This is a genomic window from Nocardia wallacei, from assembly GCF_029868745.1.
Classification (GTDB): Bacteria; Actinomycetota; Actinomycetes; order Mycobacteriales; family Mycobacteriaceae; genus Nocardia; species Nocardia wallacei_B.
Genome location: NZ_JARWOP010000088.1, coordinates 15,993 through 36,107 on the forward strand (window position 1 = coordinate 15,993; position 20,115 = coordinate 36,107).

Annotated in this window: 15 protein-coding genes and 1 pseudogene; 11 read left to right on the plus strand and 5 right to left on the minus strand. The window is 70.2% G+C overall.

Annotation, left to right across the window (positions count from 1 at the left end; genetic code table 11):
* Positions 1-22: 22 nt before the first annotated feature.
* Together QH470_RS06630 and QH470_RS38425 are read right to left on the minus strand one after the other, a co-directional pair.
* Positions 23-4,624 (minus strand): Lhr family ATP-dependent helicase, encoded by a 4,602-nt coding sequence (locus tag QH470_RS06630; protein ID WP_483243933.1) that lies wholly within the window; start codon positions 4,622-4,624, stop codon positions 23-25.
* 168 nt (positions 4,625-4,792) lie between these two features.
* Positions 4,793-5,338 (minus strand): annotated as a pseudogene (locus QH470_RS38425) (DEAD/DEAH box helicase); the annotation flags it as partial.
* Positions 5,339-5,425: 87 nt separating this feature from the next.
* Here QH470_RS38425 and QH470_RS06635 point away from each other — a divergent pair.
* On the plus strand, positions 5,426-5,971 hold the full coding sequence (locus tag QH470_RS06635; RefSeq protein ID WP_280271379.1) for a histidine phosphatase family protein: 546 nt from the start codon (positions 5,426-5,428) through the stop codon (positions 5,969-5,971).
* Here the strand turns inward: QH470_RS06635 and QH470_RS06640 are convergent.
* On the minus strand, positions 5,961-6,566 hold the full coding sequence (locus QH470_RS06640) for a TetR/AcrR family transcriptional regulator (protein WP_280271380.1): 606 nt from the start codon (positions 6,564-6,566) through the stop codon (positions 5,961-5,963). The genes QH470_RS06635 and QH470_RS06640 overlap by 11 nt on opposite strands.
* Positions 6,567-6,633: 67 nt before the next feature.
* On the opposite strand from QH470_RS06640, the gene QH470_RS06645 reads away from it, so the two are divergent.
* Both QH470_RS06645 and QH470_RS06650 read left to right on the plus strand, forming a co-directional pair.
* Positions 6,634-7,581 (plus strand): patatin-like phospholipase family protein, encoded by a 948-nt coding sequence (locus QH470_RS06645; RefSeq protein ID WP_280271381.1) that lies wholly within the window; start codon positions 6,634-6,636, stop codon positions 7,579-7,581.
* Positions 7,582-7,598: 17 nt separating this feature from the next.
* Positions 7,599-8,441 (plus strand): SDR family NAD(P)-dependent oxidoreductase, encoded by an 843-nt coding sequence (locus QH470_RS06650; protein ID WP_280271382.1) that lies wholly within the window; start codon positions 7,599-7,601, stop codon positions 8,439-8,441.
* A gap of 8 nt (positions 8,442-8,449) precedes the next feature.
* Here QH470_RS06650 and amaB read toward each other — a convergent pair whose 3' ends face one another.
* Positions 8,450-9,979: an L-piperidine-6-carboxylate dehydrogenase gene (gene amaB, locus QH470_RS06655; RefSeq protein WP_280271383.1), complete on the minus strand. Its 1,530-nt coding sequence runs from the start codon at positions 9,977-9,979 to the stop codon at positions 8,450-8,452.
* A gap of 110 nt (positions 9,980-10,089) precedes the next feature.
* Here amaB and QH470_RS06660 point away from each other — a divergent pair, with 110 nt between their 5' ends.
* The 6 genes from QH470_RS06660 to QH470_RS06685 all read left to right on the plus strand — a co-directional run bounded on the left by QH470_RS06660 (position 10,090) and on the right by QH470_RS06685 (position 16,232).
* Complete coding sequence (locus QH470_RS06660) at positions 10,090-10,542, plus strand: Lrp/AsnC family transcriptional regulator (protein ID WP_187685059.1); 453 nt, start codon at positions 10,090-10,092, stop codon at positions 10,540-10,542.
* Between the two features lie 106 nt (positions 10,543-10,648).
* Complete coding sequence (lat, locus tag QH470_RS06665; protein ID WP_280271394.1) at positions 10,649-11,944, plus strand: L-lysine 6-transaminase; 1,296 nt, start codon at positions 10,649-10,651, stop codon at positions 11,942-11,944.
* Positions 11,945-12,217: 273 nt separating this feature from the next.
* Positions 12,218-13,264 (plus strand): YncE family protein, encoded by a 1,047-nt coding sequence (locus QH470_RS06670; RefSeq protein WP_280271384.1) that lies wholly within the window; start codon positions 12,218-12,220, stop codon positions 13,262-13,264.
* Between the two features lie 152 nt (positions 13,265-13,416).
* On the plus strand, positions 13,417-15,057 hold the full coding sequence (locus QH470_RS06675) for an acyl-CoA carboxylase subunit beta (protein ID WP_280271385.1): 1,641 nt from the start codon (positions 13,417-13,419) through the stop codon (positions 15,055-15,057).
* A 211-nt stretch (positions 15,058-15,268) separates the two neighbouring features.
* Positions 15,269-15,589 (plus strand): acyl-CoA carboxylase subunit epsilon, encoded by a 321-nt coding sequence (locus QH470_RS06680; protein ID WP_280271386.1) that lies wholly within the window; start codon positions 15,269-15,271, stop codon positions 15,587-15,589.
* 1 nt (position 15,590) lies between these two features.
* A complete protein-coding gene (locus tag QH470_RS06685) occupies positions 15,591-16,232 on the plus strand; it encodes a Maf family protein (RefSeq protein WP_280271387.1) in 642 nt (213 codons plus the stop codon).
* On the opposite strand, the gene QH470_RS06690 is transcribed toward QH470_RS06685, so the two are convergent.
* Positions 16,164-16,961 carry a helix-turn-helix transcriptional regulator gene (locus QH470_RS06690; RefSeq protein WP_280271388.1) on the minus strand — a complete coding sequence of 266 codons (798 nt, stop codon included), beginning with the start codon at positions 16,959-16,961 and terminating at the stop codon, positions 16,164-16,166. The two genes, QH470_RS06685 and QH470_RS06690, sit on opposite strands and share 69 nt — an antisense overlap.
* Before the next feature lie 160 nt (positions 16,962-17,121).
* Here QH470_RS06690 and QH470_RS06695 point away from each other — a divergent pair, with 160 nt between their 5' ends.
* On the plus strand, positions 17,122-18,036 hold the full coding sequence (locus QH470_RS06695) for a sulfurtransferase (protein WP_280271389.1): 915 nt from the start codon (positions 17,122-17,124) through the stop codon (positions 18,034-18,036).
* 160 nt (positions 18,037-18,196) lie between these two features.
* On the plus strand, positions 18,197-19,999 hold the full coding sequence (locus QH470_RS06700) for an ATP-binding protein (RefSeq protein ID WP_280271390.1): 1,803 nt from the start codon (positions 18,197-18,199) through the stop codon (positions 19,997-19,999).
* Positions 20,000-20,115 lie beyond the last annotated feature (116 nt).

Below are 20,115 nucleotides of genomic sequence, written 5' to 3' on the forward strand. Positions count from 1 at the left end.
GGCCGGTGGCGGAGCGGCTCGCTCACGGCTTGCCGCGCAATCGGAAGCCGCGGGGCGTCGCGGCGAATCCGGCTTCCGTGAGGAACGTGGCGAAGGTGTTTCCGTGTACAGATTCTCCGTCGACACGGTCGATCACGAGTGAGTCGACCCGGCGGTCGTGGACGAGCGCGGCGAGGGCGGCGGCCGACTGCGCACGGATCCGCGGGTCCTCGGAGAAGGTGAGCAAGGTCTTGCCGCCGCGTTCCAGGTACAGGGCGAGTTCGCCGTCGGCGAGCACCACGAGGGCACCGGCCTTGCGGCCCGGACGATGGCCCCCGCCCTCCGGGCCCTTGGGCCACGGTAGCGCCGCACCGTAGGGATTGGCCGGGTCGCAGGCCGCCAGCGCCAGTGCCGTGCCCTCGGTGCGCTGCGGGCGTTCGGTGTCGAACGATCGGAGCCGATCCACCACATCGGTGGTGGAGAACTGCGCTCCGCCCAGCGAATCCACGAAGTAGCCGCGACGGCAGCGGCCGCGGTCCTCGAATTCGGTGAGCACGCGGTACATCAGGGCGAAGCCGCCCGGAACGCCCTCGCCCTGCACCGACCCCCGGGTGAGCACGCCGTATCGCTCGAGTAGGACATCGGCGGTGGCGTGAGCGCGAATCGTATTGTCCGAGGCGCGTTCCGGGAGCAGCGACCAGCGTCCCGCCGCACTCGGCGGCCCCGTGCGCGTCGGCATAGTCGCCCGCGGCAGATAGACCCGACCCCGCGGGGTACGACGCGGCGTGCGATGGGCAGTGGTACTGCGCGTGGTCCCCGACAGCATCGCCCGCACCGGCGTGAAGGTGTCGCCCGCGACGTGCCCGGCCCACACCAACTCCCACAGCGCCGCCACCACCGCGGCGTCGTCGAGCAGCCCGGTGGCGTCGGACAGCTGCCGGAAAAAGTACGCGCCACCCATGCCGGGCACCACCTGGACGCGTCCGGACGACGATGCGGCCGAAAGTGCCGGTGTCCCAGTCGCATTCGCGGCAGGGGTGCTGTTCCGCGAGGCGCGCTGCGGGCCGCCTGGCGAGGTAGGGGTCGGTGAGTCGGCCGTACTGCCAGGGAAGGTGGGCGGCGACTTGGCCGAGCCGTCTGGAGAGGGGGCCGGGTCGGCCGTACTGCCAGGGGAGGTGGGTGCGTATAGGTCGGCCGAGTCGCCTGGGAAGGTGGGTGCCGATGGGTCCGCCGAGCTGCCTGGGGAGGTTGGTGGCGGGTTGGCCGAGCTGCTTGGGGAGGTGGATGGCGAGGGGGCGGCTGAGTCGTTCGGGGAGGTAGGCGACTTGGCGTTGTCGCCATGTTCTGGGGTGGTTGTGCCGGGTGCTGGATGGCTTCTACCGCGAGATGGGCTTGGAGCCGGGCGGGTGCCGCTCTCAGGGGGCTTCGTGTGGGGCGATGTCTCGCGCTGTGTTGCGGGGGGTTGCGGGATGACCGTTGCGCCGAGGGCAAGGAGTAGCTGGATCTGGGTTTCGGTGAGGTCGATGTCGTCGGGTGGTGGGAGGGTGAGGTTTGCTTGGTCGGCTGGGTGGAGGGCGATCCAGCCGTCCTTGGCGGTGATCGAGCCGTGGCCGGACCAGATGACCTCGCCGGTGGCGAGCAGTTCGTCCAGCATGGCGGGGGAGTAGTCGCGGACGCGGGACGGGAGGATCAACGATTCCCAGGCCGATGCCGGAATGGGAACTCCCGCAAGCTGTTCCACCACCGTGGCGACGCCGTCCACGCCGCGCAGCTCGCCGGTGCCGACATGTTGCCAGGCGGGCAGGAATCGGGCGAACGCCGCCGTCGCGACCGGCTCCACATCCTTGCGTGCCGCGGCCAGCGACCGCCGCCGCAGTCTCCGCAGCACTTGGCTGTCGCACCATTCCGCGCCCGCCGAACCCGGCGTGAATTCGCCTTCCACCACGCGCTTCTCGGTGGCGAGCCGATGCAGTGCGGTGGCGGCGACCGCGGTGCCGATGCCGAAGCGGCGGGCGACCGCGTCCAGGGTGAAGGGGCCGTGCGTGCGGGCGTAGCGACCGACCAGATCGCCCAGCGGATCGGCGACGGGTTCGATGAAGGCGGCGGGCGTCCCGATCGGCAGCGGTACGCCCAGTGCGTCGCGCAGGCGGGACGCGTCCTCCACGGCCGCCCACCAGCTCGCACCGGCGAACGAGACCTCCAGTGCGCGACGGTTTTTCGCCAGTTCCTCGAACCACGGCCGCGGATCGTCGAGGCACCGCTGCGCGGCCTCCTCGGCCGTGAGCGGGCCGAGCAGACGCAGCAGATCGGCGAGGCCCTCGGCGTCGCGAGCCTGCCGCTCGGGCGTCAGGCGCTGCAATTCCCGCTCGGTCTGCTCGAGCACCGCCGCGTCCAGCAGCTCGCGCAGTTCGACCCGGCCGAGCAGCTCGGCCAGCAGGGCGGAATCCAGCGACAGCGCGGCCGCGCGGCGCTCCGCCAGCGGGCTGTCGCCCTCGTACATGAACTGGCCGATGTAGTCGAACAGCAGCGCGTTGGCGAACGGTGAGGGGGCGGCGGTCTCCACCTCCACCAGCCGCAGCTTGCGCCGGGCCACGCCCACCAGCAGCTCCCGCAGCGCCGCCAGGTCGTAGACGTCCTGCAGGCATTCGCGCGCCGTCTCCAGCAGGATCGGGAAATCGGGGAATTTGCGTGCTACATCGAGCAATTGGGCGGAGCGCTGCCGCTGCTGCCACAGCGGGGCGCGGCGGCCGGGGTCGCGGCGCGGCAGCAGCAGTGCGCGGGCCGCGCACTCCCGGAAGCGGGACGCGAACAGCGCCGAGGCGCCGACCTGCTCGGTGACCAGTTCATCGATCTCGTCCGGCTCGAAGACGAACAGTTCGGCGCCCGGCGGGTCGTCGGTGGTGTCGGGCAGCCGGACCACGATGCCGTCGTCGGAGGCCGTGGGTGCGGCGTCCACCCCGAACCGTTCGCGCAGCCGCGAGCCGATGGCCAGAGCCCACGGCGCGTGTACGGGCAGCCCGTACGGCGAGTGCAGGATCAGCCGCCAGTCGCCGAGCTCGTCCCGGAAGCGTTCCACCAGCAACGTGCGGTCGGTCGGAAGGTGGCCGGTGGCCTGCCGCTGATCCTCCAGCAGCGACACCAGATTCGCCGTCGCGAACTCATCCAGCCCAGCCGCGTGGACTACCTGCTCGAGGTCATTCAGTTCGACAGCGGCCGAGCCTCGCGTGCGACCGGACCCGTCGGCGCGACGTTTCGGGTTCGTGGGCTTGGACGCACCAGCCGACCGTGCTTTCCCCGCCGCGCGGCCGGTGCGCGCAGCGTCGGAGTGCTCCGGAAGATCAGGAAGCTCCGACTCGGCAGCGCCGCCGGGTTCCACAACTTTCTCGGGCGGCTCATGGTGCACGCCGACCTCGGTGGCGAGCGGCTGGGCCGGAGGTTCGGCATCGAGATCGGCGGGCTGCTGACGGGCCGTTCGGAGTAGGGCGTTCAGCTGGGTGGCGGGGGCGCGTTCCACTGCCTGGCTCGCCTTGCGGATGAATTCGCCCAGGGCGGCGCCCAATTCGGCGGGGCGGCCCAGGGAATCGCCGTGCCAGAACGGTAGTCGACCGGGTAGGCCGAAGGCCGGGCTGACCAGGACGCGGTCGTGGGTGATCTCCTCGATGCGCCAGCTCGTCGCGCCCAAGGCGAAGATGTCGCCGACGCGGGATTCGTAGACCATCTCCTCGTCGAGTTCGCCGACGCGCGAGGCGCGTTCGCCGACCATGAACACCGGGAACAGGCCGCGGTCGGGGATCGCGCCGCCGGAGGTCACGGCGAGTCGCTGTGCTCCCGGGCGGCCGGTGACCGTACCGGCATCGCGATCCCACACCACGCGCGGGCGCAGCTCGGCGAACTCGTCGGAGGGGTAGCGGCCCGACAGCAGGTCCAGCACCGACTCGTAGGCCGACCGCGGCAGCGTCGCGTAACTGCCGGTGGCGCGGACGGTTTCGAACCAGGTATCGGCGTCGATCGGCTCCAGCGCGCACGCGGCGACCGTCTGCTGGGCCAGGATGTCCAGCGGGTGGGTGGGCATCCGCAGTTCCTCGATCTGCCCCGCCGACATTCGCATCGACGCCACCGCGCAGTGCACGACATCGGTGCGGTGCTTCGGGAAGATCACCCCGCGCGACACCTCGCCGACCTGATGCCCGGCCCGCCCCACTCGCTGCAGCCCGCTCGCCACCGACGGCGGCGCCTCGACCTGGACCACCAGATCCACCGCGCCCATATCGATTCCGAGTTCCAGGCTGCTGGTGGCGACCACGCACCGCAGCCGGCCACTCTTCAGATCGTCCTCGATCAGCGCGCGCTGCTCCTTGCTCACCGATCCGTGGTGGGCGCGCGCCAGCAGCACCGAACCGCCGTGCGTCACCTCTGTGGACGGGCCCAGCTGGGCGGGCGGCGCGTGCTCCGACTCGACGGGCTCGCCGAGCCGTTCGGCGTACGCCTCGTTCAGCCGGGCCGTGAGCCGCTCGGACAGCCGCCGCGAGTTCGCGAACACGATCGAGGAACGATGCGCCAGCACCAGATCCACGATCGCCGAATCGACATGCGGCCAGATCGAGCCCGGACTGTCCGACTCGCCCGTCTGGTCCGGCTCCGTCATATCGGCCACGGGCACCCGTACCGACAGGTCGAACGTCTTCGGCGCCGGGGGCGACACGATGGTGATCGGCGCCGAACCCACCAGGAACCGGCCCACCTCCGCGGGCGGCCGGACCGTCGCCGAGAGCCCGATGCGCTGGGCGGACCGCTCGGTGAGCAGATCCAGCCGGGCCAGCGACAGGGCCAGGTGCGCGCCGCGTTTGGAGCCCGCGATGGCGTGTACCTCGTCGACGATCACGGTGTGGACCTCGCTCAGCGTCTCGCGGGCCGCCGAGGTGAGCATGAGGAACAGCGATTCGGGCGTGGTGATCAGAATGTCGGGCGGGGTGCGCTGCAGGGAGCGCCGGGCCGCGGCCGTGGTGTCGCCGGAGCGCACGCCGACGCTGATCTCCGGAGCGGGCAGGCCGAGCCGTTTCGCGGTCTGCGTGACGCCCACCAGCGGTGCTCGCAGGTTGCGCTCGACATCGACGGCCAGTGCCTTCAGCGGCGAGATGTACAGCACCGACGTCTTGCGCGGCGGGTCCGACGGCTCGCGCGTGGCGAGCCTATCGATCGCCCACAGGAACGCCGACAGCGTCTTGCCCGAGCCGGTCGGTGCGACGACCAGCGTGTGTTCCCCGGCCGAGATGGCCTGCCACGCGCCCAGCTGAGCGGCCGTCGGCGCCGGGAAGGCGCCGCCGAACCACTCCTGGGTGGGGCGGGAGAACTGATCCATGGGCCCAGTGTGCACCCGGGCACCGACAGGTGAAGCGATCGCCGGATCGGGGGCACGGTCCCGCGGACGCGCCGTACGCTTCCCTCCGTGCAGAAGGTGCTCCGGGTCGATCTGGTCAGTCACGGCATGACCGAGGCGATGCGCAAGGCCCGATTCCCGGAGAACGAACCGCTGACCGAGGCCGGTCGCCGCGCCGTCGCCGCCCACGACCTGCTCCGCGCCGCGCGGGTCCGCACCGCGCCCGAACGCCGCGCCGCCGAAACCGCGGCGCTGCTGGGCCTGGTCGGCGAGGAGGACGATCGGTTACGCGATCTGGACGCGGGTGCGTGGCGCGGCGACGAGCTGACGTCGGTGCCGCCGGACGAGCTGTACGCCTGGCTGAGCGACCCGGAATTCCGCGGCCACGGCGGCGAGGCCGTCGTCGATGTGATCGAGCGGGTCCGGGAGTGGCTGACCGCCGTCGCGCACGAGGGCGACCCGACCATCGCCGTGACCCATCCGGCGGTGATCCGCGCCGCCCTGCTCGTCGTGCTGGATGCCCCGCCGAAGTCGTTCTGGCGCATCGATATTCCGCCGGTCAGCGTGACCAGGCTGCATCACCGCGGCGACTGGACGCTGCACCTCACGGCGTGACGGGCGGCCCGGCCCGCACCAGCGTGCGCACCGCGTCGGTGATCAGCCGGGCCGGCAGCGACGGATCGATCGCACGCTGGATGCCCAGCCCGAGACCCATACTGAGCACGGTCGTGGCGGCGTCGGAAGCGGGCATCGGCAGCCGCACGCCGAAGGCGTCGGCCAGCGTCTCCAACTGAGCGGCGACCATGCCGCGCACCAGCGCCAGCTTCGACACCAGCGCCGCCTGCAGTTCCGGGTCCTCGCGGGCGACGATGGCGAATTCGAATTCCAGCATGGTCCAGCCGACATCGCCCAGGGTGTGCTCGGCCCAATCCTGAAACCGTGCCAGCCGCTCATCCAGCTCGCCCTCGTCCGCGAGCAGCGCGCTGATCTCGGCGAACTTCCGCTCGTGGATGTCGGCGAGCACGTCGAGGCAGAGCTGGGACTTGGTGCGGAAGTTGGAATAGACCGCGCCCTTGGAATATCCCGCTTCATCGGCGACCCGCTCCAGGCTGGTGCGCGCGTAGCCCTCGGCGAGGAACAACTCGCGCGCGGTGGCGAGCAGGTCGGCGCGGGTGCGGGCCTGGCTCTCGGAGCGGGTCAGTCGGGCCATATCGCGATTCTAGGTACCGATGGCTTTGGGATACCGGCAGTATTTACATTCTGATATGTTCGAAACTATGAGTAACGGCAACCGCCCCCGGCGGCGCGGCCTGGCGATCGGGTGCGGGGGCACGCTGGGGGCGGCGTGGATCGTCGCGGCGCTTGCGGCGGTCCGCGACGCGCTGGACTGGGACCCGCGCACCGCGGACGTGCTGGTGGGCACCTCGGCGGGCGCGGAACTGGTGACCATGCTGGGCAGCGGCGTGGGTGTCGACGAGTTGGTCGCCATGCAGGACGGCAGCACCGCCCATCCGGTCCTGGCGCGACATCTGCGCAGCGGCCCGGGACGGTTTCCGCCACTGCCTCGGCCGTCGGTGGGTGCGCCGCGAATGGCCTTGCACGGCAACCGTTCCCAGCAGCGACTGCTGACCGTGGGCAGCGGATTGCTGCCGGTCGGTGGCGGCGATGCGGGGTGGCTCGAACGGTTGGCGACGGATCTGAACCCGGGACGGTCGTGGGTCGCGCATCCGGCGACCTGGCTGGTCGCCATGGATTACGCGACCGGCGAACGAGTGCCCTTCGGTGCGCCGGGCGCTCCGGTGGCCCCCATCGGCGCGGCGCTGCGGGCCTCGTGGGCGGTGCCGGGCTGGTTCCCGCCGGTGCGAATCGACGGGCGCCGCTACATCGATGGCGGTGCGGCGTCCACCGCTTCAGTGGACCTGCTGGTCCCGTATGAGCTGGACGAGCTGGTGGTGCTGGCGCCGATGGCGTCGACCGGCCGTATTCCGGCGGCGGGCCCGGGGCACTACCTCGAACGGCAACTGCGAAACCGCATGAGCGCCAAGCTCGATGCGGAGATCGCCGCGGTCCGCGCGGCCGGTACGAGGGTGCTGCGAGTGGACGCCACCGCCGCCAACCTGGCGGTGATGGGACCGAATTTCATGGACGGCCGTCGCCGCCGGGACACCTTCGCGCACAGCCTGGGCAGCACCCGCCGCGCCGTCGAACAGGGCGAATTCGTCTGAGCGAGAAAGGAAGCACGATGAGCGTTTTCGGGGCGGACTATCCGGGCATCGACCTGCGCGGGGCCCGCGTGCTCATCACCGGCGGCGGGCGCGGGATCGGGCAGGCGACCGCGGAGTTGTTCGCGGACAAGGGATCCCAGGTCACCGTTGCGGATGTCGATGTGGTCGCGGCGCAGGCGGCCGCGGCGACGATCGGCGGGCGAGCCTGCGAACTCGACGTGCGGGACCGCGCGGGATGGGACAAGGCGGTCGCCGACCTCGGCGGTGTCGACGTGCTGGTCAACAATGCCGGTGTGATGCCCGCCGGAGCGTTCCTGGCCGAGCCGGATGCCGTGGGCCACACCACGATCGACGTCAATGTGTGGGGCCTGATCCACGGCATGCGGGCGGTGGTGCCGGGGATGATCGAGCAGGGGCGCGGACACGTCGTCAACGTGGCCTCACTGGCCGGGAAGATTCCGCTTCCCGGGCTGGCCGTGTACAACGCCAGCAAGTTCGCCGCCGTCGGCCTGTCGGCGGCGACCCGGCTGGAGTTCGCCGAGCACGGCGTGAGCGTGAGCTGCGTGCTGCCCTCGGCGGTGCGCACCCGCCTGTCGTCCGGGCTGGCGCTCGGCCACGGCCTGCCGACCGTCGACCCGGGGGATGTCGCGGCCGCGATCCTGAAGACCTGCCGGACCCGCCGCGCCGAGGTGGCCGTCCCCGGCTACCTCAACCCCGTCGACCTCGCCTTGGCCGCCGCCCCCGAACCGGCTGTGCGCCTGGTCCGCCGCCTCTTCGACGGCGACCGAGCCCTGCACCCGTCCGACCGCCGGACCCGCGCCGCCTACGAGGACCAGATCCGCGCCATCGCCGAGGACTGATCGGGTGCCTATCCGAAGCGAATGCCTTGGGCCAGCGGGAGTTCGGCGGAGTAGTTGACGGTGTTGGTGGCGCGGCGCATGTAGGCCTTCCAGGCGTCCGAACCGGATTCGCGGCCGCCGCCGGTGTGCTTCTCGCCGCCGAAAGCGCCGCCGATCTCCGCCCCCGAGGTGCCGATATTGACGTTGGCGATGCCGCAGTCGGAGCCGTCGGCGGCCAGGAACCGCTCGGCCTCGCGCTGGTCGCCGGTGAAAATCGCCGACGAGAGCCCTTGCGGCACACCGTTGTGCAGTGCGATCGCGGTGTCGAAGTCCTGGTAGGTCAGCACGTACAGGATGGGCGCGAAGGTCTCCTCGCGAACCACCTCCGTCTGGGCGGGCATGCGCACGATCGCCGGACGCACGTAGTACGAGTCCTCCCCGGACACCATGAGACGCTCTGCGCCGCAGACCAGTTCGCCGCCATCGGCCACGGCGCGGGCGACGGCCTCCTGCATCGCCGCGTAGGCCCGCCCGTCGATCAGCGGCCCCACCAGCACGTCGTTATCCAGCGGATTGCCCACGCGCAGCTGGTGATACGCCTGCTCGATCCGGCCCACCAGCGAGTCGGCCACATCGGCGTGGACGATGAGCCGCCGCAGCGTGGTGCAGCGCTGCCCGGCCGTGCCCGCCGCGGCGAAAACGACACCGCGCGTGGCCAATTCCAGGTCGGCCGAGGGCGTGACGACGGCCGCGTTGTTGCCGCCCAGCTCCAGCAGGCAGCGACCGAACCGGGCCGCCACCCGCGGACCGACCGCGCGGCCCATCCGCACCGACCCGGTCGCACTCACCAGCGCGACCCGCTCGTCGTCGACCAGCCGCTCACCCACCGCCACGCCGCCCTGGATCAGCTGGTGGATCTCCGGATCGGCGCCGACCTCCGCCGCCGCCCGCCGCAGCAGGGCGTGGCAGGCCAGCGCGGTCAACGGCGTTGTCTCCGAGGGCTTCCAGACCACCGTGTCCCCGCACACCAGCGCGACCGCGGTATTCCACGACCAGACCGCGACCGGAAAATTGAACGCCGACACCACCCCCACGACCCCCAGCGGATGCCAGGTCTCCATCAACCGGTGACCGGGCCGCTCCGAGGGCATCGTGCGCCCGTACAGCTGGCGGGACAGCCCCACCGCGAACTCGCAGATATCGATCATCTCCTGGACCTCGCCGCGGGCCTCGGCGCCGATCTTGCCCGCCTCCAGCGTGACCAGCTCGGCCAGTGCGCCGAGATGCTCGGTGAGCAACTGCCCGAGGCGGCGGACCACCGCGGCCCGCTGCGGCGCGGGGACGGTGCGCCACGACCGGAAGGCATTGGCGGCCTTGTCGATTGCCTCGTCCACCGCCGCGGCCGTGCTCGGGCGCAGGCTCGCCAGCTCGCCCCCGGTGATGGGCGTGCGCGCCGGCAGCGCGCCGGGTTCGGGCGGGGCGGCGCCGAGGTCGCGCAGATGGCGTTCGGCGCGGTCACGCAGGTGGCCGGTGTCGATTGCGGTCGGTGCTGAGGTCATGGGTTACTCCCTGTCCGAGGGTGGCTTTCGCGGCGTCGCGGGCCCCGTTCGGCGGCCGTCGCGGGCTCGGTTCCTGCCACGAGTCCGGTGTGCTGGGTTAGCCTTCGCTGATGGCGGATGCACCGGCGAAACCTGCTCTGGACGACATCGATCGACTGCTCATTCGGGAATTGATGGCCGACGGCCGAGCCACGCTCTCCAATCTGGCGGAGAAGGCGAATCTTTCGGTGTCGGCGGTGCAGTCCCGGGTGCGTCGGCTCGAGGCGCGCGGGGTGATCCGCGGTTACACGGCCAAGGTGGATCCCGAGGCGCTGGGCCAGCTGTTGTCGGCATTCGTCGCCATCACTCCTCTCGACCCCTCGCAGCCCGACGACGCTCCCGCACTGCTGCAGCACATCCCGGGCATCGAGGAGTGCCACTCGGTGGCCGGCGAGGAGAGCTATGTGCTGCTGGTGCGGGTGGCCTCGCCCCGGCACCTGGAGCAGTTGCTGCAGGAGATTCGCGCTACGGCCAACGTTCGGACTCGAAGCACCATCATCCTGCAGACATTCTATGACAGATGAGTCTCGATCGTAATCTTTACGGAGTGCCGTAGCAAAAGCGTAAAAATTTGCGTAATCTGCCAGTGTGACCCTAGAACTGGAGCGCCCAGGGGCGGTTGCCGACGACATGCTGGTCACCCCCTCCCGGGTACACGAGATCCTGTCCGCGAACATCCTCGCCGACGGTTTCGAGCTGGTGCTGGATCTGCGCGCCTCGCGTGGCCGGCGCCTGGTCGACGCCCGTGACGGCACCGCCTATCTGGATATGTTCGGCTTCTTCGCGTCCTCGGCGCTGGGCATGAACCATCCGGCGCTGGCCGACGACGCCTCCTTTCGCGACGAACTCACCACGGCCGCGCTGAACAAGCCGAGCAACTCCGACATCTACACCGTCGAGATGGCGCGCTTCGTAGACACTTTCGCGCGGGTGCTCGGCGATCCCGCACTGCCGCACCTGTTCTTCATCGACGGTGGCGGTCTCGCGGTGGAGAACGCGCTCAAGGTGGCCTTCGACTGGAAGAGCCGGCACAACGAAATGCGCGGCCGCCCAGCCGAACTGGGCACCAAGGTGCTGCACCTGACCGGCGCCTTTCACGGGCGCACGGGATACACGCTGTCGCTGACGAACACCGATCCGGTGAAGACCGCGCGCTTTCCGTCCTTCGGCTGGCCGCGCATCGACACCCCGTATCTGGCCGGGGATATCGACATCGAGGCGGCGGAGGCTCGCGCGCTGGCGCAGGCGCGCGCAGCGTTCGCCGAAAACCCGCACGACATAGCCTGTTTCATCGCCGAACCGATCCAGGGCGAGGGCGGCGATCGCCATCTGCGCCCGGAGTTCCTGCGCGCGATGCAGGCGCTGTGCCGGGAGAACGACGCGCTGTTCGTGCTCGACGAGGTGCAGACCGGCGTGGCCGCGACCGGAAGCATGTGGGCCTACCGGCAATTGGGGCTGCGCCCGGACGTGGTCGCCTTCGGTAAGAAGACCCAGGTGTGCGGGGTGATGGCGGGCGGCCGCGTCGACGAGGTGCCCGACAATGTCTTCGCGGTGAGTTCCCGGCTGAACTCCACCTGGGGCGGGAATCTCACGGACATGGTGCGGGCTCGCCGCGTCCTCGAGGTGATCGAGCGCGAGGAACTGGCCGCGCGGGCCGGTCGCCTCGGCGCGCATCTGCTGGACCGGCTGGTCGCGCTGGCCGAACGGCATCCGGCCGTCACCGAGCCTCGCGGTCGCGGACTGCTGTGCGCGATCACCCTGCCGTCGGCGCACCGGCGCGACGCGGTCGTCACCGAACTGCGCGAGCGTGAGCACGTCTTGATCCTCGGCACGGGGGAGCGTGGCCTCCGGTTCCGGCCGCCGCTGACGGTGACGGAAGCGGAGTTGGACGAGGCCGTGGACGCAGTGGACCGGGTGCTCGGCTGACCCCTGCGCGGCGTGCGGCAGGTTCGTCGCGCGACATCGCTGAAATGTTGCTGCGAAAGAAGCTGTGGCCCTCTAGTATTCGTCCATGTCGATTCGCCGGTTCGACTTCTCGGCACGGTGCGGCGCGTGAGCGCCCGGCACGTTCGTCTCGCAGTCTTGGTCACGGCCGTCGTACTGGCCGGTTGCTCACCGGGCGCCTCGGGGGAGAAAGCACCGACCGGTGCCGTCTCGTCCACAGTTGCCACTGTCTCGGGCGAGCCTTCCCCGGCGGCGATGAATCTGCTGCCGGGGATGCCGCCACCGATGTCGGGCACCGATGTGTACGCCGGCGCCCGCGAACTCGCCCCGTCGGTGGCCGATCATTTGCCCCGCGTCTACGTTCCCAACAGCAAGTCGAACACCGTGACCGTGATCGACCCGGCCACCTTCCAGGTCGTCGACACCTACTCCTCGCGGGGCGTGGAGCCACAGCACGTCGTGCCGTCCTACGACATGCAGACCCTGTACGCGACCAACGATCTGCCGATCGGCGGCGGCAGCCTGATGCCGATCGATCCACGCACCGGCAAGTCCGGGGACCCGCTCCCGGTGCGCGACCCGTACAACATGTACTTCACCCCCGACGGCCGCTACGCCGTGGTCGTCGCCGAGGCGGACCGATCGCTGGATCTCTACGACCCGCACACGTGGCGGCAGGTCGGCTCGGTCCCGGTGCCCGACTGCGCCGGTGTCGACCACCTGGACTTCACCGCCGACGGCCGATTCGCCCTGGCCAGTTGCGAATTCGCCGGTCGCATGGCGGTGCTCGACATCGGCGCGCTGCGGCTGGTGCGGACGGTGGAGCTGCCGGGCGGGCCGCACGGCATGCCGCAGGACGTCAAGCTGTCGCCGGACGGGTCGACCTTCTTCGTCGCGGACATGATGGCCGACGGCGTGTACACCGTGGACGCGAAATCCTTCGACGTCACCGGGCACTTGCCCACCGGCAGAGGCGCGCACGGCCTGTACGTCACCCGGGACTCGCGGCAGCTGATCATCACCAATCGCGGCGAGGGCAGCCTTTCGGTGTGGGACTTCGCGGCGCGGCGGCTGGTGCGCAAGTGGGAGCTGCCCGGCGGCGGCAGTCCGGACATGGGCAATCTCTCCGCCGACGGCCGGGTCTTCTGGGTGGCGGGCCGCTACCACGACGAGGTGTACGCCATCGACATCGTGGACTGGAAGCTGTTGGCGCGCATACCCGTCGGGCACGGACCGCACGGGCTGACCATCTGGCCGCAACCGGGACGCTATTGCACCGGGCATACCGGAGTCATGCGCTGAAAGGTTTTCAGGCCGGGGATTTCCGCGGTTTTTCGCGAGCCACAAACCGCTTCTCACCTGCGGTTTTCCGCTGGCGGCCAGCCAATAGCGGTACTCGTCGGTAGCCCCTACTCGGATTTCCACCGAGCCTGGCACTCGTTACACTCCGGGGCATGACGAGTGTCCAGCAGCAGCCTACGCCGGGTTCGGCGGGGGCCCCCGATATCCACACCACCGCTGGGAAGCTGGCTGATCTGCGCAATCGGCTGGAAGAGGCGAAGCACCCGATGGGTGAGGCCGCGGTCGACAAGGTCCACGCCAAGGGCAAGCTGACCGCGCGCGAGCGCATTCTGGCGCTGCTGGACGAGGGCTCGTTCGTGGAGATGGACGCGCTCGCGCGGCATCGCAGCGTGAATTTCGGGCTGGAGAACAACCGCCCGCTCGGCGACGGCGTGGTGACCGGTTACGGCACCATCGACGGCCGCGACGTGTGCATCTTCAGCCAGGACTCCACGGTCTTCGGCGGCAGCCTCGGCGAGGTGTACGGCGAGAAGATCGTCAAGGTCATGGATCTGGCGCTCAAGACCGGCCGCCCGCTGATCGGGATCAACGACGGCGCCGGCGCCCGCATCCAGGAGGGCGTGGTCTCGCTCGGCCTGTACGGCGAGATCTTCCACCGCAACATCCAGGCCTCGGGCGTCATCCCGCAGATCTCGCTGATCATGGGCGCGGCGGCGGGCGGGCACGTGTACTCCCCGGCGCTGACCGACTTCGTCGTCATGGTCGATCAGACCAGCCAGATGTTCATCACCGGGCCGGACGTCATCAAGACCGTCACCGGTGAGGAGGTCACCATGGAGGAGCTGGGCGGCGCCCACACCCACATGGTGAAGTCCGGTACCGCGCACTACGTCGCCTCCGGCGAGCAGGACGCCCTGGACTGGGTCAAGGACCTGCTGAGCTACCTGCCGAGCAACAACCGCGCCGAGGCGCCGCGGTTCCCGGCGACCGACCCGATCGAGGGCTCGATCGAGGAGTCGCTGACCGAGGAGGACCTCGAACTCGACACGCTGATCCCGGACTCGCCCAACCAGCCCTACGACATGCACGAGGTCATCCGGCGGCTGGTCGACGACGACGAGTTCTTCGAGGTGCAGGCCGAGCGCGCGATGAACGTGATCGTCGGATTCGGTCGGATCGACGGGCGCAGTGTGGGTTTCGTGGCCAACCAGCCCACCCAGTTCGCCGGCTGTCTGGATATCGACGCCTCGGAGAAGGCCGCGCGGTTCGTGCGCACGTGCGACGCGTTCAACATCCCGATCGTCACCCTGGTCGACGTGCCGGGCTTCCTGCCGGGCACCGGCCAGGAGTACAACGGCATCATCCGCCGCGGCGCCAAGCTGCTGTACGCCTACGGCGAGGCCACTGTGGGGAAGATCACGGTCATCACCCGCAAGGCCTACGGCGGCGCCTACGACGTGATGGGCTCCAAGCACATGGGCGCCGACGTCAACCTCGCGTGGCCGACCGCGCAGATCGCCGTCATGGGCGCGTCCGGTGCGGTCGGGTTCGTCTACCGCAAGCAGCTGGCCCAGGCCGCCGCCGAGGGCGCCGACGTCGACGCGCTGCGGCTCGAGCTGCAGAACGAGTACGAGGACACCCTGGTGAACCCGTACGTGGCGGCCGAGCGCGGCTATGTCGACGCGGTCATCCCGCCCTCGCAGACCCGCGGCCAGATCGTTTCGGCGCTGCGGCTGCTGGAGCGCAAGATGGTGACCCTGCCGCCGAAGAAGCACGGCAACATTCCGCTGTGATCCGACGATATGCGCGGTATCGGGAGCACACTCGGTTGTGAGAAACAACAGCAGGCCGCGCGCAACTGCCTCAGCCGAGCAAAGATGGTAAGTAGGGCCCTCGCAGACGAGAGCCGCAACGAATACCGTTCGCGGGCGCCGGGAATGCTCCTGGTTACCGCGAACGCCGGGTCCGGCAGGGCCCGGCACATGGACAGGAGGAGCTGGCGCTGTGACGGCTGTAGCTGATGAAGAGGTACTGCGGGCGGCCGAGCTGGATCTGTCGGTCGACGAATTCGTCGCGATGGAGCCGGTGGTAGCCGACGCCGATACCGAATCGAACGCGGGACCCGTCATCCGGATCCTGAAGGGCTCGCCCACCGACGACGAGATCGCCGCCCTGGTGTGCGTGCTGGCGGCCGCCGCCGATTCCGCCGCGGCTCCCGGTCCCAGCGGCCCGGCCGACGCGTGGGGCCGGCCGACGCTGATGCACCGCGGCACGTCGCCGTTCTCCCCGTACGCCTTCCCCCAACTGTCGCACCTGCGCGACTGACGTGACGGAGTTCGTACTCGGCTCCGCCTCGCCCGCCCGGCTGGAGGTCCTGCGGTCCGCCGGCCTGCGCCCGCTGGTGCGCGTCTCGGAGGTGGACGAGGACGCGGTGGCGGCGGCACTGCCGCCGGGCACCGACCCGGCAGGCGTGGTGACCGCGCTCGCGCGCGCCAAGGCCGAAGCCGTGGCCGCGGCGTTGGTCGCGGAGCGCGCCGAGGCCATCGCGGATTGCGTGGTGGTGGGCTGTGATTCGATGCTGCTCGTCGACGGTGTGCTGCAGGGCAAGCCGCTCACGCCGGAGGTGGCGCGGGAGCGCTGGGCCGCGATGGCCGGCCGCGGCGCCGACCTGCTGACCGGTCACTGCGTGCTGCGCCTGCGGGACGCGCGCACGGTCGCCGAGGTCGCCGACTGCAGCCGCACCACGGTGCATTTCGCCAAGCCCGAACCCGAGGAGCTGGACGCCTACCTCGCCACCGGCGAGCCGTTGCAGGTGGCGGGCGCCTTCACCCTCGACGGCCGGGGCGGCTGGTTCGTCGACCGCATCGAGGGCGACCCGTCGAGCGTGATCGGGATCGGGCTACCGCTGCTGCGTCGACTGCTTGCCGGCGTGGGTGTCGGCATTGCGCAGCTGTGGGTCGGTTCGTAGCTGCGGACCGACCCGGCTGCCCGCGGGTGCGGCCAGCCGTGGTTCGCCGTTCGCCGGCAGGTCCGGCAGCTCGGCGGGATCCGGCACCAGCGTGCTCGCGAGCGCTTCCAGCCGGGCGACGCACATCTCCGGTTCCACGAACGGATGCAGCCGCACGTTGACCGTGTCCCGGCCGCCGTTGCGGTCGAGCACCTCGCGCATCAGCCCCAGATGGACGCCGCACACCACTTCCGAGTGGGTGCGGGCCAGATCGCGCAGCGGGCACGCGGTGAGGCGGATCAGCACCTGCTCGTCGGTCTCGGTGGCCGGGTCGCGTTCGGGTGCGAAGCCCAGTTCCGAGGCCGTGGTGACGGTGACGTCCCGGGCATCGGCGAGCGAGGCGATCGGCTGGTCGCCGGCCTCCAGTTTGGCGCCCCAGGCTCGCCCGGCGGCGACGGCGGCATCCGAGCGCCGCCGCGGATCGCTGCCGAGCTGGTCGGCCAGCACCTGGGCGAGATCCTGATAGCCGACGGATCGCTGTACCGCGGTGTAACCGATGCGCGGACGGCCGCGACCGCGCGGCGGCTGCTGGAACTGCCGCACCAGCGACTCTCGCGTCAGCACATCGAGATGGAATCGGACGGTGGTGACGTGTTGCCCGGTGACTCGTGCGAGCTCTTGGGCATCGAGAGGCTCGCTGGCGCCACGTAGGATCGCGAGCAGGCGCCGTCGTGGCCAAGAATCAGACATAGCTCACCCCTCCTCCCGGGAGACTTTATCGGATGAGGCTGCGACTTAATCGCGCTTCACCCGATTCGTGATGTGAAACCGGCTGCTGTAACGCTTCGCACCTACGATCGGGGTGGAACCTGCTACCACCCGCCTACCCACGCGTGAAGGACCAGACACCGTGCCCGTCGCCCCGGACTCTCATCCATCCTTCGGCTCCCACGCACACTCTCACCGACTAGTAACCACGGAGTGGCTGTCGGCAAACATAGGCGCGCCGGGGCTCAAGATCGTGGAGTCCAACGAGGACGTTCTGCTGTACGACATCGGGCACGTACCCGGCGCCATCAAGATCGACTGGCGGGCTGAGCTTACCGACCCGATGGCCCGAGATGTGGTCGATGGCGCCCGTTTCGCGGAATTGATGCGTGCGAAGGGTATCGAGCGCGACGACACGGTGGTGGTCTACGGCGACAAATCCAACGGCACGGCGGCCGCGACGCTGTGGGTCCTCGACCTGTTCGGGCACCCCGACGTGCGCCTGCTCGACGGCGGCCGGGACGCCTGGATCTCCGAGGAGCGCGACACCACCTTCGAGGTTCCCGACGTCGGTCTGGGTGAGTATCCGGTGGTGGAGCGGGACGACCGGAGCGCGCGGGTCTTCCTCGACGAGGTGCGCGCGCGGCTGGGGCAGTCGCTGATCGACGTGCGCCCAGCGGCCGAGTACCGCGGCGAACTGGCGCGCATCACCGACCGGCCGGAGGAACAGTCGTTGCGCGCCGGGCACATCCCCACCGCGGTGAACATTCCGTGGACCGCCGCGCTGGGCGGCGACGGGCGCTTCCGCTCGCGGGCGGAACTGGACCGGATCTACGCCGCGGCCTCCGAGGCGCCCGAAACAATCGTCTACTGCCGTATCGGTGAACATTCCGCGCACACCTGGTTCGTACTCACTTATCTGCTGGGCCGGGAGAATGTGCGCAATTATGACGGCTCGTGGACCGAATGGAGTAATGCGGTCCGCACGCCGATCGTCAAAGGGCATGAACCCGGGGAAATCCCGGATATCGGCCGCCCCGTTGTGACAGTTCCCTGAACAGGGCCTCCACAGCGAGTCGGGCGCAATGAGGACACGCTGTTGTCCACATCACTTCCCAGGGCTTACCGTTCAGTAGCCCCTATCCCGGTTCAGCGTCTGTTGGCAGACTGCCTACACTCGGCCCAGACGATAGTTTGTCCAAAGCACAGGAGGCTCAGTGCCCAGCCATGCCAGCGCGCAGATCACCAAGGTCCTGATTGCCAATCGGGGCGAGATCGCGGTGCGTGTGATCCGGGCCGCCAAGGACGCCGGTATCGCCAGCGTCGCGGTGTACGCCGAACCGGACGCGGACGCGCCGTTCGTGAAGCTCGCCGATGAGGCATTCGCGCTCGGGGGCCAGACCTCCGCGGAGTCGTACCTGGTGTTCGACAAGGTGCTCGACGCCGCCCGCAAGTCGGGCGCCGACGCCATCCACCCGGGTTACGGGTTCCTGTCGGAGAACGCCGATTTCGCGCAGGCCGTGCTGGACGCGGGGCTGATCTGGATCGGCCCGTCCCCGCAGTCGATCCGGGACCTGGGCGACAAGGTCACCGCCCGCCACATCGCCGAGCGCGCGCAGGCGCCGATGGCCGCGGGCACCAAGGACCCGGTCAAAGACGCCGCCGAAGTCGTGGAGTTCGCGAAGACCTACGGCGTGCCGGTGGCGATCAAGGCCGCGTTCGGCGGCGGCGGTCGCGGCATGAAGGTCGCGCAGACCATCGAGGAGATCCCCGAGCTGTTCGAGTCCGCGACCCGTGAGGCGACCGCGGCGTTCGGCCGGGGCGAGTGCTTCGTGGAGCAGTACCTGGACAAGGCCCGCCACGTCGAGGCGCAGGTGCTCGCGGACCAGCACGGCAATGTGATCGTGGCCGGCACCCGCGACTGCTCGCTGCAGCGCCGGTTCCAGAAACTGGTCGAGGAGGCGCCCGCGCCGTTCCTGTCCGACGAGGTGCGTTCGAAGATCCACGAGTCCGCCAAGCGGATCTGCAAGGAGGCCGGCTACTACGGCGCCGGCACGGTGGAGTACCTGGTGCAGGGCGAGACGGTGTCGTTCCTCGAGGTCAACACGCGCCTGCAGGTCGAGCACCCGGTCACCGAGGAGACCTCCGGACTGGACCTGGTGCGCTGGCAGTTCCGCATCGCCAACGGCGAGGAGCTGACCATCACCGAGGACCCGACCCCGCGCGGGCACGCGATCGAGTTCCGCATCAACGGCGAGGACGCCGGACGCAACTTCCTGCCCGCGCCGGGCCCGGTCACCGTCTACAAGGAGCCGACCGGCCCGGGCGTGCGCGTGGACTCCGGTGTCGTGGCGGGCAGCGTGATCGGCGGCCAGTTCGATTCCATGCTGGCCAAGCTGATCGTCGTCGGCGAGAACCGCACCCAGGCGCTGGAGCGGGCGCGCCGCGCGCTGGCCGAGTACGAGATCGAAGGCCTGGCCACGGTGCTGCCGTTCCATCAGCACATCGTGTCCAACCCGGCGTTCATCGGCGACGGTACGAAGTTCGACGTGTACACGAAGTGGATCGAAACCGATTGGGACAACCCGATTCCGCCCTACACCGGTGGACAGCCGATCGAGGACGACGAGGAAGCCGCGCGCCAGAAGGTGGTCGTGGAGGTCGGCGGCCGGCGGCTGGAGGTGTCGCTGCCGGGTCAGTTCTCCGTGGGCGCGGGCGTGCCCGTCGCGGCGGGCAACGGCGCGGGTGTCATCCGCAAGAAGCCCAAGGCGCGCAAGCGTGGCGGCGCGGGTGGCGGTGCGGCGTCCGGTGACGCGGTCACCGCGCCGATGCAGGGCACCGTGGTGAAGGTCGCCGTCGAGGAGGGTCAGTCGGTCGAGGCCGGTGACCTGATCGTGGTGCTCGAGGCCATGAAGATGGAGAACCCGGTCAACGCGCACAAGTCCGGTGTGGTCACCGGGCTGTCGATCGCGGCCGGCGCCGCCATCACGCAGGGGACCGTGCTCGCCGAGATCAAGTAGGGCACAGGGGTTTTCGCGAGGCCCGGGGGGGGGGGGGCGGGGGGGGGGGGGGGGGGGGGGGGGGGGGGGGCGGGTGGGGGGGGGGGGGGAGGGGGGGGGGGCGCCCGCCAGGGCCG

What these genes read in the sequence shown, in the direction of transcription:
- QH470_RS06630 (WP_483243933.1), bottom strand. Translation starts at nt 4,624, where the DNA reads ATGACGGAGCCGGACCAGACGGGCGAGTCGGACAGTCCGGGCTCGATC.
- QH470_RS06640 (WP_280271380.1), bottom strand. Translation starts at nt 6,566, where the DNA reads ATGGCCCGACTGACCCGCTCCGAGAGCCAGGCCCGCACCCGCGCCGAC.
- QH470_RS06645 (WP_280271381.1), top strand. Translation starts at nt 6,634, where the DNA reads ATGAGTAACGGCAACCGCCCCCGGCGGCGCGGCCTGGCGATCGGGTGC.
- QH470_RS06650 (WP_280271382.1), top strand. Translation starts at nt 7,599, where the DNA reads ATGAGCGTTTTCGGGGCGGACTATCCGGGCATCGACCTGCGCGGGGCC.
- amaB (WP_280271383.1), bottom strand. Translation starts at nt 9,979, where the DNA reads ATGACCTCAGCACCGACCGCAATCGACACCGGCCACCTGCGTGACCGC.
- QH470_RS06660 (WP_187685059.1), top strand. Translation starts at nt 10,090, where the DNA reads ATGGCGGATGCACCGGCGAAACCTGCTCTGGACGACATCGATCGACTG.
- lat (WP_280271394.1), top strand. Translation starts at nt 10,649, where the DNA reads ATGCTGGTCACCCCCTCCCGGGTACACGAGATCCTGTCCGCGAACATC.
- QH470_RS06670 (WP_280271384.1), top strand. Translation starts at nt 12,218, where the DNA reads ATGAATCTGCTGCCGGGGATGCCGCCACCGATGTCGGGCACCGATGTG.
- QH470_RS06675 (WP_280271385.1), top strand. Translation starts at nt 13,417, where the DNA reads ATGACGAGTGTCCAGCAGCAGCCTACGCCGGGTTCGGCGGGGGCCCCC.
- QH470_RS06690 (WP_280271388.1), bottom strand. Translation starts at nt 16,961, where the DNA reads ATGTCTGATTCTTGGCCACGACGGCGCCTGCTCGCGATCCTACGTGGC.